12 protein-coding genes are annotated in these 15,556 nt (G+C 74.4%); 2 read left to right on the top strand and 10 right to left on the bottom strand.

Going from position 1 to position 15,556, the window contains the following annotated elements:
• Positions 1 to 248: 248 nt before the first annotated feature.
• Complete coding sequence (locus tag ACZ4VK_RS00475; RefSeq protein WP_468346963.1) at positions 249 to 1,007, bottom strand: SDR family oxidoreductase; 759 nt, start codon at positions 1,005 to 1,007, stop codon at positions 249 to 251.
• A 34-nt stretch (positions 1,008 to 1,041) separates the two neighbouring features.
• Positions 1,042 to 1,851 carry an NAD-dependent epimerase/dehydratase family protein gene (locus tag ACZ4VK_RS00470; protein ID WP_468346961.1) on the bottom strand — a complete coding sequence of 270 codons (810 nt, stop codon included), beginning with the start codon at positions 1,849 to 1,851 and terminating at the stop codon, positions 1,042 to 1,044.
• Positions 1,852 to 2,064: 213 nt separating this feature from the next.
• Here ACZ4VK_RS00470 and ACZ4VK_RS00465 point away from each other — a divergent pair, with 213 nt between their 5' ends.
• Together ACZ4VK_RS00465 and ACZ4VK_RS00460 are read left to right on the top strand one after the other, a co-directional pair.
• Positions 2,065 to 2,997 (top strand): 5-dehydro-4-deoxyglucarate dehydratase, encoded by a 933-nt coding sequence (locus tag ACZ4VK_RS00465; RefSeq protein ID WP_468346959.1) that lies wholly within the window; start codon positions 2,065 to 2,067, stop codon positions 2,995 to 2,997.
• Positions 2,994 to 4,127 carry a hypothetical protein gene (locus tag ACZ4VK_RS00460; protein ID WP_468346957.1) on the top strand — a complete coding sequence of 378 codons (1,134 nt, stop codon included), beginning with the start codon at positions 2,994 to 2,996 and terminating at the stop codon, positions 4,125 to 4,127. The genes ACZ4VK_RS00465 and ACZ4VK_RS00460 overlap by 4 nt, the downstream gene beginning before the upstream one ends.
• A 60-nt stretch (positions 4,128 to 4,187) precedes the next feature.
• On the opposite strand, the gene ACZ4VK_RS00455 is transcribed toward ACZ4VK_RS00460, so the two are convergent.
• The 8 genes from ACZ4VK_RS00455 to ACZ4VK_RS00420 form a co-directional block, all read right to left on the bottom strand.
• On the bottom strand, positions 4,188 to 6,971 hold the full coding sequence (locus ACZ4VK_RS00455) for a SpoIIE family protein phosphatase (protein ID WP_468346955.1): 2,784 nt from the start codon (positions 6,969 to 6,971) through the stop codon (positions 4,188 to 4,190).
• A complete protein-coding gene (locus ACZ4VK_RS00450; RefSeq protein ID WP_468346953.1) occupies positions 6,968 to 9,034 on the bottom strand; it encodes a SpoIIE family protein phosphatase in 2,067 nt (688 codons plus the stop codon). Before ACZ4VK_RS00450 ends, ACZ4VK_RS00455 begins: the two co-directional genes overlap by 4 nt.
• A 77-nt stretch (positions 9,035 to 9,111) precedes the next feature.
• Entirely contained in the window at positions 9,112 to 10,269 is a 1,158-nt protein-coding gene (locus ACZ4VK_RS00445; protein WP_468346951.1) for an MFS transporter, read from the bottom strand.
• Between the two features lie 76 nt (positions 10,270 to 10,345).
• Positions 10,346 to 10,783 carry a hypothetical protein gene (locus ACZ4VK_RS00440; protein WP_468346949.1) on the bottom strand — a complete coding sequence of 146 codons (438 nt, stop codon included), beginning with the start codon at positions 10,781 to 10,783 and terminating at the stop codon, positions 10,346 to 10,348.
• A 114-nt stretch (positions 10,784 to 10,897) separates the two neighbouring features.
• The gene (locus ACZ4VK_RS00435) at positions 10,898 to 12,346 is read right to left on the bottom strand and encodes a peptidoglycan D,D-transpeptidase FtsI family protein (protein WP_468346948.1); all 1,449 of its coding nucleotides are present in this window, start codon (positions 12,344 to 12,346) and stop codon (positions 10,898 to 10,900) included.
• A gap of 155 nt (positions 12,347 to 12,501) precedes the next feature.
• On the bottom strand, positions 12,502 to 13,119 hold the full coding sequence (locus tag ACZ4VK_RS00430) for a response regulator (protein WP_468348773.1): 618 nt from the start codon (positions 13,117 to 13,119) through the stop codon (positions 12,502 to 12,504).
• A gap of 41 nt (positions 13,120 to 13,160) precedes the next feature.
• Positions 13,161 to 14,402 (bottom strand): sensor histidine kinase, encoded by a 1,242-nt coding sequence (locus ACZ4VK_RS00425; protein ID WP_468346946.1) that lies wholly within the window; start codon positions 14,400 to 14,402, stop codon positions 13,161 to 13,163.
• On the bottom strand, positions 14,399 to 15,397 hold the full coding sequence (locus ACZ4VK_RS00420) for a hypothetical protein (RefSeq protein ID WP_468346944.1): 999 nt from the start codon (positions 15,395 to 15,397) through the stop codon (positions 14,399 to 14,401). Before ACZ4VK_RS00420 ends, ACZ4VK_RS00425 begins: the two co-directional genes overlap by 4 nt.
• Positions 15,398 to 15,556: the final 159 nt, after the last annotated feature.

Genomic DNA, 15,556 nt, shown 5'->3' with positions numbered 1-15,556 from the left:
CGTCCGTGCGCCCGCGCCCCCCCGCGTGCCTCCGGCCGTGCCCGCCCGCGTGCCTCCGTGCGTCGACCCACCGCGCAATCCGGACAGGTGCCGCGTTCCGCGGCTCGCGATGATCTTCGGCCGGGCCTACGGTGATCACGTCCGGTCTGCCAGCGCGCACCGTGACCCGGGCCCCGGCCGGCTCCCCCGTATCAGTCCGGCCGGGTCCTGCGTATCTCCGCGTCGGCGCGGTCCGGCCGGACCTGTCCTCAGGCCAGACCGCCGTTGCTCATCAGCAGCTGCCCGTTGATCCACTGGCCTTCGGGCGAGCAGAGGAAATCCACCAGGTGCGCGGTGTCCCGGGGCGTGCCGAGCCGGCCGAGCGGGGTGTGCCGGACCATCTCGTCCCGCAGCTCCTCCGTCATCCAGCCGGTGTCCACTGGGCCCGGGTTGACGGCGTTGGCGGTGACCCCGAGGTGCGCGAGCTCGCGCGCGGCGGCCAGGGTGATGCGGTCGAGCGCGCCCTTGCTCGCCCCGTAGGGCAGGTTCCCCACGGTGTGGTCGCTGGTCAGGGCGACGACGCGGCCGCTGCCGGCAGGGCCGGTGAAGCGACGGCCGTACTCCCGGATCAGCAGCCAGGACGCGCGCGCGTTGACCGCGAAATGGCGGTCGAAACTCTCGACCGTGGTGTCGAGCAGGCCGGAGTCGACCGACTCGCAGTGGCACATCACCAGGGCCGTGACCGGGCCGCCGAGCCGCTCCTCCACCGTGGCGAAGACGCGCGCGGGCGCCTCGGGGTCGGCGAGGTCGGCCTCGACGGCGGTGCAGGCCGCGCCCCGCTCGACCAGCTGATCGGTGATCGCCCCGGCGGCGCCCCGCTCCTCGCCCCAGGTCATGCGCCGGTCGTAGGGGGTCCAGTACGTGAACGCGATGTCCCAGCCCGACTCGGCGAGCCGGCGGGCGATGCCGGCGCCGATGCCGACGGTGCGCCCGACCCCGGTCACGAGGGCGAGGGGGCGGTCGTCCATGGTGTCGCTCCTGTCGTCGGTTCCGTTCCGTCGTTCAGTGCGGCCAGCGGGGCGGGTCCACGCAGAAGTGGCCGCCCAGGTAGAGGTCGTCGGCGCTGCCCTCCGGCGGGAGGCCCTTCTCGGCGATGAGCTTCTCCGCGTACGCCTCCGAGTCGTCCCGCGGTTCGAAGCCGAGCGCGCGGGCCGTGGAGAGGTCCCACCACGCGCGCGTGTTGGCCGAGGAGCCGTACACCACCGTGTGGCCGACGTCCGGGGCGGTGAGCGTCGCGTGCAGCAGTCGGGCGCAGTCGGCGGGGCTGAGCCACATCGACAGCATCCGGACCGAGGTGGGCTCGGGGAAGCAGGAGCCGATGCGGACGGAGACGGTCTCGATGCCGTGCTGGTCCCAGTAGAGCTGCGCCAGGTCCTCGCCGAAGCACTTGGAGAGGCCGTAGAAGGTGTCGGGGCGGTGCGGGGTGCCGACGGGGACGAGCGGTTCGCCCTCGCGGGGGCGGTGGGTGAAGCCGACGGCGTGGTTGCTGGAGGCGAACACCACGCGCCGCACGCCCTCCTCGCGTGCGGCCTCGTAGAGGTGGTAGGTCCCCGCGATGTTGGCGGCCATGATCTTCTCGAAGCTCGACTCCAGGGAGATGCCCGCCAGGTGCACGATCGCGTCGACGCCCCGGACCGCCTCGGCCAGCGCCGCCCGGTCCGCGAGGTCGGCGACGATCGCGTCGGGTGCCCCCGGCACCGGGGCGACGTCCAGGAGGCGGAGCTCGTAGCCGTACGGGGGCAGCAGCTCCCGCATCAGCGTGCCGACGCCCCCGGCGGCGCCGGTGAGCAGGACGGTGCGGGGTGCGGACATGGAGCGGGTCTCCTCTGATGGGCGGCATTCACAACCGTGGACACGCTAGGGAGCCGTGCGACGGAGCGTCAAGAGTGTGCGATACGCGGTGTTCACTCCTTGACCGGCCCTTCGGCGCTGTTCTAGCGTGCGGAGCGTCCTCGTTCAAGAATATGGATGACAGTCATAACTGTGCACGCGACGGCTGTGCACGACGGATTCCCAGGAGCGCCCGTGACCACTGCCCCGCTCGCCGGCCGGCTCGACGGCCTGCTGTTCTTCCCCGTCACCGCCTTCGCGCCGGACGGCTCCGTCGACCTCGACACCTTCCGCGCGCACGTGCGCGCGGGCGTCGACGCGGGTGCCGCGGCCGTCTTCGCCTGCTGCGGCACCGGCGAGTTCCACGCCCTCACCCCCGAGGAGTTCCGGGACTGCGTCGCCGCCGCCGTCGAGGAGGCCGCCGACCGCGTCCCCGTCGTCGCGGGCGCCGGCTACGGCACCGCACTCGCCGTCCAGTACGCCCGGCTCGCCGAGGAGGCGGGAGCCGACGGGCTCCTCGCCATGCCGCCGTACCTCGTCGTCGCCGACCAGGCGGGACTGCTCCGCCACTACACCGAACTCGCCGCCGCCACCTCGCTCGACGTCATCGTCTACCAGCGCGACAACGCGATCCTCACCCCCGCCACCGCCGTCGCCCTCGCCCGCACCGACGGGATCATCGGGCTCAAGGACGGCCTCGGCGACCTCGACCTCATGCAGCGGATCGTCAGCGCCGTCCGCGCCGAGGGCCTCGACCTGCTCTACTTCAACGGCCTCCCGACCGCCGAACTCACCGGCGCCGCCTACCGGGGCATCGGCGTCACCCTCTACTCCTCCGCCGTCTTCTGCTTCGCCCCCGACATCGCGCTCGCCTTCCACCGCGCGCTCACCACCGGCGACGACACCACCGTGAACCTGCTCGTCGACGGCTTCTACCGGCCCCTCGTCGAACTCCGCTCCCAGGGACGGGGATACGCCGTCTCGCTCGTGAAGGCGGCGGTACGCAGGGGAGGCCTGGACGTGGGCGGCGTGCGGCCGCCGCTCAGCGAACCCGCCCCGGAGCACATCGACGCACTCATGATGCTCGTCGAACGCGGCCGGGCCCTCCTGAAGGAGGCCGGAGCATGAGGGCGGGAGCCTTCGCCTACCCCTGGGACGTCGACGGCGACCCCGACGCGCCCGCGTTCCTCGCCGGGCTCGGCGTCGCGCAGGTCACCCTCGCCGCCGCCTACCACTCCACCCGCGCACTGACCCCCCGTCACCCGGCACACCGCGTCGTCACCGCCGAGCACGCCGCCGTGCTCTACCCGCCGGACCCGGAGCGCTGGGCGGACCGCCCGCTGCGCCCGTACCCGGCCGGGCAGTGGGCGCCCGGCGACTCCTTCGGGCGGGCCGCCGAGGCCCTCGCCGCCACCGGCGTCGAGGTGCACAGCTGGGTCGTCCTCGCCCACAACTCCCGCCTGGGCGCGGAGCATCCCGAGACCTCCGTCGTCAACGCCTACGGCGACCGCTACCCCTGGGCCCCCTGCATCGCCCGCCCCGAGGTCCGCGCCCTGCTCGTCGACCTGGCCGCCGAGGCCGCCGTACGGCCCGGCGCGGCCGGCACCGAGCTGGAGTCCTGCGGCTGGTACGGCCTCGCCCATCTGCACGCCCACGACAAGACCGGCGGCGTCGCCCTGGGGGAGCGGGAGCAGTACCTGATGTCGCTCTGCTTCTGCCCCTCCTGCCGTGCGGGGTACGCGGAGGAGGGCGCCGACCCCGACGAGCTGGCCGCCGCCGTGCGCGGCGCCCTGGAACCGGTCTGGGCCGGAGCGGGACCGGCCGGCGGGCTCGGCGCCCCGGAGGCCCCCGCCCTCGCCTGGCGCGCCAGGACCGCGCGTACCTTCCAGGAGGCCGCCGTGGCCGCCGTACGGGCAGCGGCGCCGCCCGGCTTCCGGATCCTGCTGCACGCCGACCCGGACCCGTACCGCTGCGGCGCCGACGCCGGTACGGACCCGGCGCACGTCCTGGGCCTCGCGGACGGCGTGGTCGCCCGCCCGCCCCGGGTCGCGGCCTTCGCCGCCCACGCCCGCCAGGACACCGTCGTCGCCGCGAACCTGTCCGTCGTCTCCGGCATGGGCGGCGCCCCGGGACGGCTGGCCCACGACGCCGAGGACGCCCGTGACGCGGGCGCGACGGAACTGCGGCTCTACCACGCGGGACTCGCCTCCGACGAGGACCTGGCCGCCGTCCGTACGGCCCTGCGGAAACTCAGCTGAGACCGCCCCGGCGGATCAGGACCGCCCCTGCCCTGATCCGCCGGACACCGTCCCCACCCCTCACCAGGCTAGATCCTCGAGGGCGTCCAGGTCGGGCACCGGGGGCGCCGGTTCCGCGCCCTCCGCGCCCACCCGCAGCTCCGCCCAGATCGTCTTGCCCCGCCGGGCGTACCGGGTGCCCCAGCGCTCCGCGTACTGCGCCACCAGATAGAGCCCGCGGCCGCCCTCGTCCGTCGCCGCCGCGTGCCGCAGATGCGGCGAGGTGCTGCTGCCGTCCGACACCTCGCAGATCAGCGTCCGGTCGTGGAGCAGCCGTACGCGCACCGGATCGGCCCCGTACCGCACCGCGTTCGTGATCAGCTCGCTGAGGATCAGCTCCGCCGAGAACGCGAGCCCTTCGAGCCCCCACTCCGCCAGCTTCGCCGCCGCCGCGTTCCGTACCGGCGACACCGCCGACGGGTCACGGGCCACCTCCCACTCCGCGATCCGGTCCCGCTCGAGCAGCCGCGTCCTGGCCACGAGGAGAGCGATGTCGTCACTCGGCGTCGGCGACAGCAGGGTCGCGAGGACGTCCGCACAGGTCTGCTCCGGATTCCGGTCCGGCTGGGCGAGCGCGGACCGCAGCAGCCCGAGCCCCGTGTCCAGGTCACGCGCCCGGTCCTCCAGGAGACCGTCCGTGAAGAGCACCAGCTTGCTGCCCTCCGGCAGCCACAGCTCCGTCGCCTCGAACGGCACGTCACCCAGACCGAGACCCAGCGGAAGCCCCGGCGACAGCTCGGGGAACTCCACCCGCCCGTCCGGACCCACGAGCGCCGGCCCCGGATGTCCCGCGCTCGCCACCGTGCAGTGACCGGACGCCGGATCGTAGATCGCGTACAGACAGGTCGCCCCGGTGATGCCCTCCTCGCGCCGCCGCCCCTCGCCCTCCGGCCCCTCCGACTCCCGGGAGTCGATCCGGCCGGTCAGCTCGTCCAGATGCCCGAGCAGCTCGTCCGGCGGCACGTCGAGCGTCGAGAAGTTGTGCACCGCCGTCCGCAGCCGCCCCATGGTGGCCGCCGCGTGCAGCCCGTGCCCCACCACGTCCCCCACCACCAGCGCCACCCGCGCCCCCGGCAGCGGGATCACGTCGAACCAGTCGCCCCCCACCCCCGCCTTCGCCGGGAGATAGCGGTACGCCACGTCCACCGCGCTCTGCTCGGGCAGCACCCGGGGCAGCAGGCTCCGCTGGAGCGTCACCGCCATCGCGTGCTCCCGGGTGAACCGGCGCGCGTTGTCGATCGCCACCGCCGCCCGCGCCGCCAGCTCCTCCGCGAACGACAGGTCCTCCTCCCCGAACGGCTCCGGCGTGTCCGCCCGCCAGAAGTTCGCCATCCCGAGGACCACCCCACGGGCCAGCAGCGGCACCGTGAGCAGCGAGTGCATTCCGAAGGCGAGCGCCTGCGCCGCCCCCTCCGGGTCCTGCGCCCGCCAGCCCTCCGCCGAGGCCAGCTCCGCCTGCACCACCGCGTGACCCGCGTCCAGGGCCCTCGCCATCGGCGTGCTGGGGACGTCGAACCGTACGGTGTCCCCGACCGGCTGCAGCGGCTGGTCGGGCCGCAGCCCGCTCAGCGCCGTCCGCCGCATCTCCGTCGTCGCCGACGAGGACTCCGGCGGCTCCTCGCCCCGCAGCACCGGTTCGAGCAGCTCCACCGTCGCGAAGTCCGCGAACCGCGGCACCGCCACCTCCGCCAGCTCCTCCGCCGTCCGTACGACCTCGAGCGTCGTCCCGATCCGCACCCCCGCCTCGTAGAGCAGCTGGAGCCGGCCGCGGGCCACCGCCGCCCGGCCGCTGAGCGCGGCCAGCTCGGTGGTGTCCCGCATCGTCATCACACAGCCGGACTCGCGCCCGGCCGGGAGCGTGGGCCGCACGCTCACCGCGAGCAGCCGGTCGCCCGCGCGGTGCACCTCGTCCGTCGCCGACCGGCCCGACTCCAGGAGCTCCACCGTCCGCGGGTCGAGGCCGAGGTCCGAGACGGGCCGCCGCTCCGCGTCCTCCGTGAGTCCGAGCAGCCGGCGCGCCTCGTCGTTGGCGAGCAGCAGCCGGTGATCGGCGCCCACGATCAGGACCCCTTCGCGGACCGCGTGCAGGACGGCCTCGTGGTGCTCCTTCATCCGGGTCATCTCGGCCGGGCCGAGGCCGTGCGTCTGCCGCCGCAGCCGCCGGCTCACCAGGGCGGCCCCGCCCACCGCCATCACGAGCGCGGCGCCCGCCGCGCCGATGAGGAGCGGCAGCCGCTCCTGTACCGCGTCCGCGATGTTCTCCACCTCGATGCCGCTCGTGACCAGGCCGACGATCCTGCCCCGGTCGTCGACCACGGGCACCACGGCCCGTACAGCGTCGTTGGGGGCGCCCCGGAACAGCTCGGTGTACGACTCGCCGTCCACCGTCGCCCGCGTCAGGTCGCCGGTCGCCTTGCGGCCGATCAGCTCCGGCTGCGAATCGGTGTACCGCACGCCGTCCCTGCTGAGGACCGCGATGAAGTCCACGCCCGTCGCCCGCCGGGTCGCCTCCGCCCGGTCCTGGAGCTCGGCCGTCGGGTCGGGCGAGGTCAGCGCGTCGTCGACGCCGGGCGCCTTCGCGAAGGCCTCCGCGACCGCGAGCGAACGGATCTGGGCGTCGTGCTCGCTGTCGCCGCGCGCCTGGTGGAACGTCACGAACACGGCGGCCGCGATCACCAGGAGGGCGATCAGCGCCTCCAGGGCGAACACCTGCCCGGCGACGCTCCGCAGCCCGGTGCCACGCCCGCCGTCGCCGGGACGCCGCTCGCGCGCCCGCCGCCCGGACCGCCGGTCCCGGGCCGTCATCCCGTGCTCCGGGCGATGAGCAGTGCCACGTCGTCCGCGGCGCCGGGACGGCGCAGCGCCCGGAGCAGCATGTCGCAGGTCTCCTCCAGGGGCCCCCGCGCCTCGTCGAGCAGCCCCACGAGCAGGGCGAGCCGTTCGTCGATCGCCTCGTCGCGGGTCTCGATCAGACCGTCCGTGTACAGCACGAGCAGGTCCCCCGGCCGGAACGGCACCCGGGTCGTACGGAACGTCGCGCCGCCCACCCCGAGCGGAAGTCCCGGCTCCACCTCCACCAGCTCGGCCGGCCCGTCCGCGGGCACCCGTACCGGCGGGAGATGGCCGGCGTTCGCGATCCGGCACCGGCCCTGGACCGGGTCGTGCACGGCGAACAGACAGGTCGCGATGTAGTGCTCGAGGCCCGCCGTGATCCGGTCCAGATGCCGCAGTACCTGGGCGGGCGCGAGATCGAGGTCCGCGAACGCGCAGGTGGCGGTCCGCAGCCGCCCCATCGTGGCCGCCGCGTCGATTCCGCTGCCCATGACGTCCCCGACGACCAGGGCCGTCTTGTCGTCGGGCAGCGGGATCACGTCGTACCAGTCGCCGCCGACCTCGCTCGACGCCTGCGCCGGCTGGTAGCGGGCCGCGATCTCCAGGCCCGCGCGCTCCGGTGGCGTGCCGGGCAGCAGACTGCGCTGGAGTGTCACGGCCGAGTTCCGCACGCTCTGGTACCAGCGCGCGTTGTCGATGCTGACCGCCGCGCGGGCCGCGAGCTCCGTCGCGAGCAGCACGTCGTCGCCGTCGAAGGGCAGCGCGTTCCGGTCCCGCTTGAGGTCGAGCGCGCCGAGCACCTCGCCGCGCGCGATCAGCGGCACCGCGAGATACGAGTGCACCCCCGCCCGGGCGAGGAGCTCCGCCGCCTCGGGGCTCCGCGCGATCCGGGACAGATCACCGGGGCCGACGTGCTCCACCAGGACCGGCAGACCGGTGTGCACACAGCGGGTGACCAGCCGGTCCGCCCCGTACATCGCGACCGCCCCCGGCGGGTCCGCCGCCGGCAGCGCCTCCGTCCGGGCCGCCGCCTTCACCGCGAGCGCCCGGAACAGCTCGGGCCCCTCCTCCGGCGCGCCCGGCCTCCGCAGCGTCAGGACGGAGTCGAGGACGTCGACGGCGGCGATGTCCGCGAGCTCCGGGACCACCACCGAGGCGAGCTCGTCGGCGGTCCGCTCCACCTCCAGGGTGGTGCCCACCCGGGCCGAGGCGTCCGCGATCAGCGCGAGCCGCCGCCGGGACCGGTCCGCGACCGTGTCGGCGCGGTGCCGCTCGGTCACGTCGATCACCGAGGTCGCGGCCCCCAGGACCCGGTCCTCGGCCCCTTCGAGCCGGTAGAAGGACACCGACCAGGCGTGGTCGCGGTCGGGGTCCGCGGGCGTCCGTCCGACGATGTGCCGGTCGAGCAGCGGCGCCCCCGTGGCCAGTACGGTCCGCAGCGAGGCCTCGATGACCCGCGTGTCGAACAGCGGCAGCACCTCGCCGATCCGCCGTCCGATGTGCAGCGCGGCCGGCACGCCGTTGATCCGTTCGAGCGCCGGGTTGACCAGGACGTACCGCAGATCGCCGTCCACGACGGCGAGGCCGATCGGGGACTGGGTGACGAGCCGGTCCGAGAGGGCGAGTTCGGTCTCGACCCGTTCGACGGCGGAGTGGTCGGCGGCGATCCCGAGCGCGTACAGACCGCCCAGGTCATCGGTGAGCCGCATGTTGCGGAACTCCACACGCCGCACACTGCCGTCCTTGTGCCGTACGGGGAAGGTCCCGGCCCAGGCCGTGCCCTCGCGCAGCACCTCCCCGAAGAGGCGCATCGCCTCCTCCCGGTGCTCGGCGCCGACGATCAGCCGGGCCAGATAACGGCCGAGCGCCTCGTCGGAGCGGAAGCCGAACAGGGTCTCCGCCTGCGGGCTCCACAGCACGATCCGGCCGCGCGCGTCCACGACGATCGCGGCGACCCCGATCACGTCGAGGAGACCCTTGCCGTCCTGGGGCACACCCACCCGCCCCGTCGCCCCCGGGAAGGAACCGGCCGTCACACTGCCCTCCTCCCGCCGCGCGCGCCTCCTTCCATGCTCGCCGCCCGCCGGTCGCCCCGCACCGCGAGCGGCGCCGGTCACGCGCGACGGTCGGACATCCGTACGGCGAGGCCCACCGCCCACGCCGTGCCCGCCACCGCGAGCAGCGGCAGCAGGACGCGGACGTCGACCAGGGCCACCAGGCCTGCGCCGAGGGCCAGGGCCAGCGCGTTCGGGGCGAGGACCAGGGTGTTCGCGGTCGCCGCCATCCGGCCCAGGGCCTCCGCCGGTGCCTCCCGCTGCACCGCCGTGACCACCGCGACGAGCACCCAGGGCAGGCCCACGCCGATCAGCGCGCTCGCCGCGAGGGCCGTCGCCTCGTACGGCAGCGCCCGCGCCCCGGCGGCCGCCGCGAACAGCGCCAGGCCCGCGGTGGCGAGCGTCCGCTCGGGGACACGGCGGAGCAGCGGGCCGGTGACCAGGCCGGCGACGACCGAGCCGGTGCCCTGGACGGCGTACAGCACTCCGGCGTACGCGGGGGCGTGCCCGAGCCCCCGGTCCACGACGGCGTAGATCGCGGCCCCGTTCACCCCGGCGAGCAGCATCGTGAACGCCCCCGTCGCCACCAGGGGCCGCAGCACCGGCGAGCCACGGAGCAGCCGTACGCCCTCGGTGGTCTCCCGCCACCAGTCGCGGGACCCGGAGGGGGCGGGGCGCGCCTCCCGTACGGGCATCAGCGCGAACACGCCCGCCGCGAGCGCGAAGCTCACCGCGTCGAGGAGCGCGACCGGGCCGCCCCCGTACCGGGCGAAGAGCCCCGCCGCCACCAGCGGGGCGATCAGCTTCATCGACTCGTTCGCGGTCATCCGCAGCCCGTTGAAGGTGCCGAGCCGCTTCGCGTCCAGAGCGGTCGCGACCAGGGCCTGCTCCGCCGCCTCGTGGACGGCGCCCTGCGTCCCGTACAGCACGAGCACCGCGAACAGCAGCCACACCCGGTCCGCGGAGTCCACCCAGAGCAGCAGCGGCAGCAGGGCCGCCATCGTCAGGTTCAGGACGACCAGGAGCGGCCGCCGCCGCACCCGGTCGGCGAGCGTCCCGAGCACCGGCCCGAGCAGCACGGGCGCCCAGAGGGCGAAGGCGGCCAGAGCCGCCAGACCGTCGGACCCCGTCAGGGACTTCACCCAGATCCCGGAGACCAGCCACATCGCCGTCGTACCGAATCCGGACACGACGACACCTGTCAGATACCAGCGCATGGCCGAAGACTGACGTCTGAGGAGGGCCTCGCGGATCGGTCGGTTTCCCTAGAGGGCGCCCAGGACCACGGCTTCCCTAGGGGGTGTCCGGGACCACCGCTTCCCTAGGGGTACCCCGCCTTTCGTACCGCAGCGCCGCCCCCGTCACCACCGCGCCCAGGCCCTCCCACAGGCCCACGCCCAGGAAGCCGGCCGGGGCACGGCCGCTGACGACCGCGAGGGTGAAGACCGCGCAGGTGAGGAGCCGGAAGGGGACCGTCCAGCGGAAGAAGGACTTCCAGTCGGCGAGGGCGGCCAGGAGGTAGTAGGCGCCCATGTTGAGCGCGGCCATCGAGGACGCCGTGAGGAAGACGAGGGTGTGGTCGCCGGCCGCGCGCTCGCCCTCCGGCACCGCCTCGAAGCCCATCACCGTGAGCAGGACGTCCGGGATGACCAGCCCCACCACCCCCAGCGCGGCGGCGAGCCCGCCGAAGACCGCGATGGTCCAGCCGGACAGGGAACGGGGCAGGCGCACGGCGGTCCTCCGCGAGGTGAGTACGGGGTCAGTGGCTCGCATACGTGCTCGAACGCGAGCGTGTGCCCTGCATATCGTGTGACCGGGGCCGACGGCCAATCGGCCCCCCTCAGCTCACTTCAGCGCCGCCGCCATCATCTTCTGCGCCACCGGCGCCGCCAGGCCGTTGCCGCTGACCTCCGAGCGGGCCGCGCCCGAGTCCTCGATCATCACCGCGACGGCGACTGCCTTCCCGGTTGAGGGGTCCTTCGCGTACGACGTGAACCAGGCGTACGGCGTCTTGCTGTTGTTCTCGCCGTGCTGGGCCGTACCCGTCTTGCCGCCGACCTCGGCGCCGTCCACCGCCGCGTTGCCGCCCGTGCCCTTCTCGACCACGGTCACCATCGCGCTGCGCAGCTGCTCCGCCGTCGAGGCGGAGACGATCCGCTCGCTGTCCCCGTCCTTGAACGAGGTCAGCGCGTCGCCGTCGGAGTCGACGACCTCCGAGACCATGTGCGGGGCCGCGAGGAGGCCGTCGTTGGCGATCGCCGCCGACACCATGGCCATCTGGAGCGGGGTGGCGGTCACGTCGAACTGCCCGATGCCGGTGAGCGCGGTCTGCGCCTCGTCCATGCCGGACGGGTAGACGCTCGGGTAGGCGCGGACCGGGACGTCGAGCTCGGCGTCGTCGAAGCCGAACTTCTCCGCCATCGCCTTCACCTTGTCCTGCCCCAGGTCGGCGGCCATCTTGGCGAAGACGTTGTTGCAGGAGTACTGGAGCGCCGTGCGGATCGTGGCGTTCTCGCAGGGCGCCGAGGCGTTCTCGTTCCTCAGCACGGTCCGGGTGTTCGGAAGGGTGTACGGGTCGGGGCTCTCCGTCGCCGTGTCCACCGAGCCGTAGAGCCCGTCCTCGAGGGCCGCCGCGGCGACGACCAGCTTGAAGGTGGAGCCGGGCGGCAGCGGCTGGCGCAGGGCCCGGTTGACCATCGGCTTGTCCTCGTCGGTGGTCAGCTCCTTCCAGGCGGCGCCGTCCGTCGTCCCGGCGATCTTCGACGGGTCGTAGGACGGGGTGGAGGCCATGGCGAGGATCCGGCCGCTCGCCGGGTCGATCGCGACGGCCGCGCCCTTCTTGTTCCCGAGCGCCCGGTAGGCGGCCTTCTGCACGTCCGGGTCGATCGTGGTGACGACCGTTCCCGGTTCCTGCTGCTTGCGGGTGAGGGCGTCGAGCGGGTTCTTCAGCCGGTCGTCGGTGCCGTCGAGGACGTCGTCGTAGATGCCCTCCAGCTGGGTGGCGCCGTACGCCTGCGAGCTGTAGCCGGTGACCGCCGCGTACAGCTCGCCGTCCGTGTAGGTGCGCTTGTACGCGAGGTCGTCCCCCTCCGTTCTCTTCGAGCCGGTGACCGGCGAGCCGGCCACGACGATGTCGCCGAGCGGCTGCGCGTACTGCGCGATGGTCTTCCGCCGGTTCTTCGAGTCGTCCGCGAGCGCCTTGCCTTCGTACGCCTGCACCCAGGTGGCCCGGCCCAGGAGGGCGAGCACCAGGAGCAGTACGAAGACCGACGTGTGCCTGATCGTCTTGTTCATCGCACCCTGGGGGACGAACGGGCCGGTGGGAGGCGTTCCTGATGTGTCCGGTTTCTCAGGGAACGTTCATCCGGGACGGTCGCGCGGGCCCGGTCTCACCCCACCTGGTCTCACACCACCCGGTCTCATCCCACCCGCTCTCACCCAGCCCGCTCTCACCCCGCCCGTACGAACCCCGACTCGTACGCCAGGATCACCGCCTGCGTACGGTCACGGGCGCCCGATTTCGCCAGGACCGCCGCCACATGCGTCTTGACCGTGGCCGCGCCGACGCCCATCCGGCCCGCGATCTCCGCGTTCGTCAGGCCCGTCGCCACCAGGCGCAGCACCTCCGCCTCCCGTTCGGTGAGACGCCCCACCCACGGCGGCGCCACCGGCGGCCGGTGCCGGGCGTGCTCGGCGGCCAGGCCCCGTACCGCCGCCGGGTAGAGCAGCGAGTCGCTCCGCGCGACCAACCGGACCGCGCCGACCAGCTCCTCCGCCGCGGCCCGCTTCAGGAGGAAGCCGGCCGCGCCCACGCGCAGCGCGTCGTACACGTAGGAGTCGTTCTCGAAGGTGGTCACCACCACGATCCGCGGCGGCTCCGCCATCCCGGCGAGGATCTGCTCGGTGGCCCGGATGCCGTCGATCTCCGGCATCCGCACGTCCATCAGGACGACGTCCGGCCGCTCGGCCCGCACCACCGACACCGCCTCGGCGCCGGTGGACGCCTCCCCGACGACCTCGATGCCGGACTCCGCGTCCAGGATGACCCGCAGCGCGGTCCGCACCATCCGCTCGTCGTCGGCCAGGACGACCCTGATCGCGGCCGCGCTCACCGGGGGATCCTGACCGCGAGGCGCCAGACGCCGTCCACCGGGCCGGCCTCCGCGGTGCCGCCGAGCAGCCGGGCCCGTTCCGCGACTCCGCGAAGCCCGCGCCCGCCGTTCGGACGGGCGACCGTGGGCCGCTCGGGCAGGGGGTTCTCCATGGTGATCTCCACCTTCTCGGTACGGGCGTCGAGCCGTACGGTGACGGGCTCCCCGCCCGCGTGCCGGGCCGCGTTCGTCAGCCCTTCCTGAACGATCCGGTACGCCTCCCGCGACAGCGTCTCCGGTACGGGGCCCAGGTCGCCCGACACGGTCAGCGCCACCCTCGGTCCCGCGCCCCGCACCAGGGAGCCGAGCGCGTCGAGCCCCGGGCCCACGCCCTCCTCGACCTCCTCGCCCCGGCGCAGCAGGCCGAGGGCCCGGTCCAGCTCGCCGACCGTGCGCCGGGTGGTCTCCTCGATCGCGGTCAGCGCCTCCCGGACGAACGCCAGGTCCGTCCCGGCGCCGGCGTCCAGGACCCGGCGGGCCGCCCCCGCCTGGAGGGTGACCGCGCTCAGCGCGTGACCGACCGAGTCGTGCAGCTCCCGGGCCAGCCGGTTGCGGGACTCCGCCTCCGCCGCGCGCCGCTCGGCCGCCGCGAGCAGGTCCCTCGGGCTCGGACCGAGCAGCCGGGGCGCCTGCCGGGCCAGCAGGGCGCCGGTCACGGCGGCCGCGCCGGCGAGCGCGAGCAGCATCAGAAGCCCCGCGGGGAGCGCCGCCCAGCTCCACCAGGGCCGGTCGAGCCCCCACAGCCGGCCGAGCTCCGACTCCCGGAGCGCGGGCGAGAACGGCAGCGCCATCACCGACACCGCGAACGGCGGCAGAGCCAGGGTCGCCCCACTGATCAGCGCCCCCACGCCCAGGTGCAGGGTGAACCAGCCGGCCGTCCTGGCCCGCGCCCCGGGCCCCCGCGCCGGGCCGTCCGCGAACCGGTCCGCCGGCACCCCGCAGAGTGCCCGCGCCGCCGCCACCGACATCGGCCGGGTCAGCGGGAACAGCGCGGCGACCGCGACGAGCGGCAACCCCACCGCGTACGCCCCGAACTGCGCCCCGATGCCCCCGTAGAAAATTCCGCCGCCGTCGAGCAGCGGCGCCACGACCACGGAGCCGACCATCCAGAACGGCATGAACAGCGCGCCGCCCACGATGAGATGGAGCCAGCGCCGCCTGGCCCGCTGCCCGAAGAGGGCGGCCGCGTACCGTCTCACGCCTCGGCGCTCCGGCGCCGCAGGACGACGGCCACGCACGCGGCGAGGAGGAACCCGGTGATCATGTCGCCAGCGTAGGACAGTTGTACGAGTCCGGGGACGTGCTTGGTGGGATCCGTCTCCGGCAGCAGCGCGACGAGCGACATGTAGGCGCCCCAGCAGCCGATCGCGGCCGACGCCGTCCAGGCGAGGGCGAGGGTGGTGCGGACCGGGAGCCGGGCGGGCCGGCGCAGGACGAGGAGGAGCGTCGAGACGACGGCGACGACGAGGAAGCCGAGCCACTGGGCTTCCAGGACGTGGAAGTCGGCGTCCCGTTCGGCGATCCGCCGGGCGGACAGGCCGGTGGTCGCGCCCACCGCCCACAGCAGGTGCGGCGCGGCCGACATGAGCGCGGTCACCGAGCCGGCCAGAGCGGTGGCGCGGACCCAGGGCCCGGACGTACGGGCGGACAGGCCGCCGAGCCGGCCGCTCCAGAGGTAGCCCCAGCGGTCCCGGGCGTACAGGACGAAGAGGGCGCCGAGGGCGAGGCCCTGGAGGATGAAGCCGCCGTAGACGACACCGAAGACCCAGGGGTCGAGGAAGGGTTCGGCGGGTGCGGCGGCCCGCTCGTCGCCGGTGACGGCGGCGACCGCGAGCTGCGCCGGATATCCGGTCATGATCGGGACGAGCAGCCCGGTCGCCGCCCACATGGGGAGGGCGAGCAGCCAGGCGGGGAACCGCCGGCCCCAGTCCTGGGTGAGCAGCAGGGCGAGGACGATCACGAGGAGGTCGGCGACCACCGTCACCGAGTTGGCGACCGCCAGCATCCGGGGGTGCTCCAGGAGCACGCTCCCGGCCGGGATGCCGATCTCGCTGCCCGCCACCCAGGCGATCTTGAGCGAGACGTACGGGAGACAGGCGAGGATCGCGAGCGCGCGCAGCGCCCGGCGGGCGGTGGTCGGACGGCGGGTCCCGGCCGGCAGGACGGCGCGGGGGAGGGGAGCGGTCGGTGTCATGGCTCCACGCTCCCGCGCGCACCCCGGGCGCCACCTCCTGCCGAGCGGTGATCCGCCTCCGCCGCACGGGGGAGGAGCCCTCGTCCCCTCAACGGCAATTGGCCCATGCTCTTGGTGATCAATTGGACCCTTGAGGGCGGTCAATGGCCCTCTAGAGTA

The organism is Streptomyces sp. NPDC028711 (assembly GCF_055565415.1).
The sequence above is the reverse complement of the archived record's forward strand: the minus strand, read 5'-3'. Positions and strand labels throughout refer to the sequence as shown.

Excerpts from the sequence above, each read along its gene's own strand:
- ACZ4VK_RS00460 (WP_468346957.1), top strand. The coding sequence starts at position 2,994 with ATGAGGGCGGGAGCCTTCGCCTACCCCTGGGACGTCGACGGCGACCCC.
- ACZ4VK_RS00430 (WP_468348773.1), bottom strand. The coding sequence starts at position 13,119 with ATGGTGCGGACCGCGCTGCGGGTCATCCTGGACGCGGAGTCCGGCATC.
- ACZ4VK_RS00470 (WP_468346961.1), bottom strand. The coding sequence starts at position 1,851 with ATGTCCGCACCCCGCACCGTCCTGCTCACCGGCGCCGCCGGGGGCGTC.
- ACZ4VK_RS00475 (WP_468346963.1), bottom strand. The coding sequence starts at position 1,007 with ATGGACGACCGCCCCCTCGCCCTCGTGACCGGGGTCGGGCGCACCGTC.
- ACZ4VK_RS00455 (WP_468346955.1), bottom strand. The coding sequence starts at position 6,971 with ATGACGGCCCGGGACCGGCGGTCCGGGCGGCGGGCGCGCGAGCGGCGT.
- ACZ4VK_RS00435 (WP_468346948.1), bottom strand. The coding sequence starts at position 12,346 with ATGAACAAGACGATCAGGCACACGTCGGTCTTCGTACTGCTCCTGGTG.
- ACZ4VK_RS00445 (WP_468346951.1), bottom strand. The coding sequence starts at position 10,269 with ATGCGCTGGTATCTGACAGGTGTCGTCGTGTCCGGATTCGGTACGACG.
- ACZ4VK_RS00420 (WP_468346944.1), bottom strand. The coding sequence starts at position 15,397 with ATGACACCGACCGCTCCCCTCCCCCGCGCCGTCCTGCCGGCCGGGACC.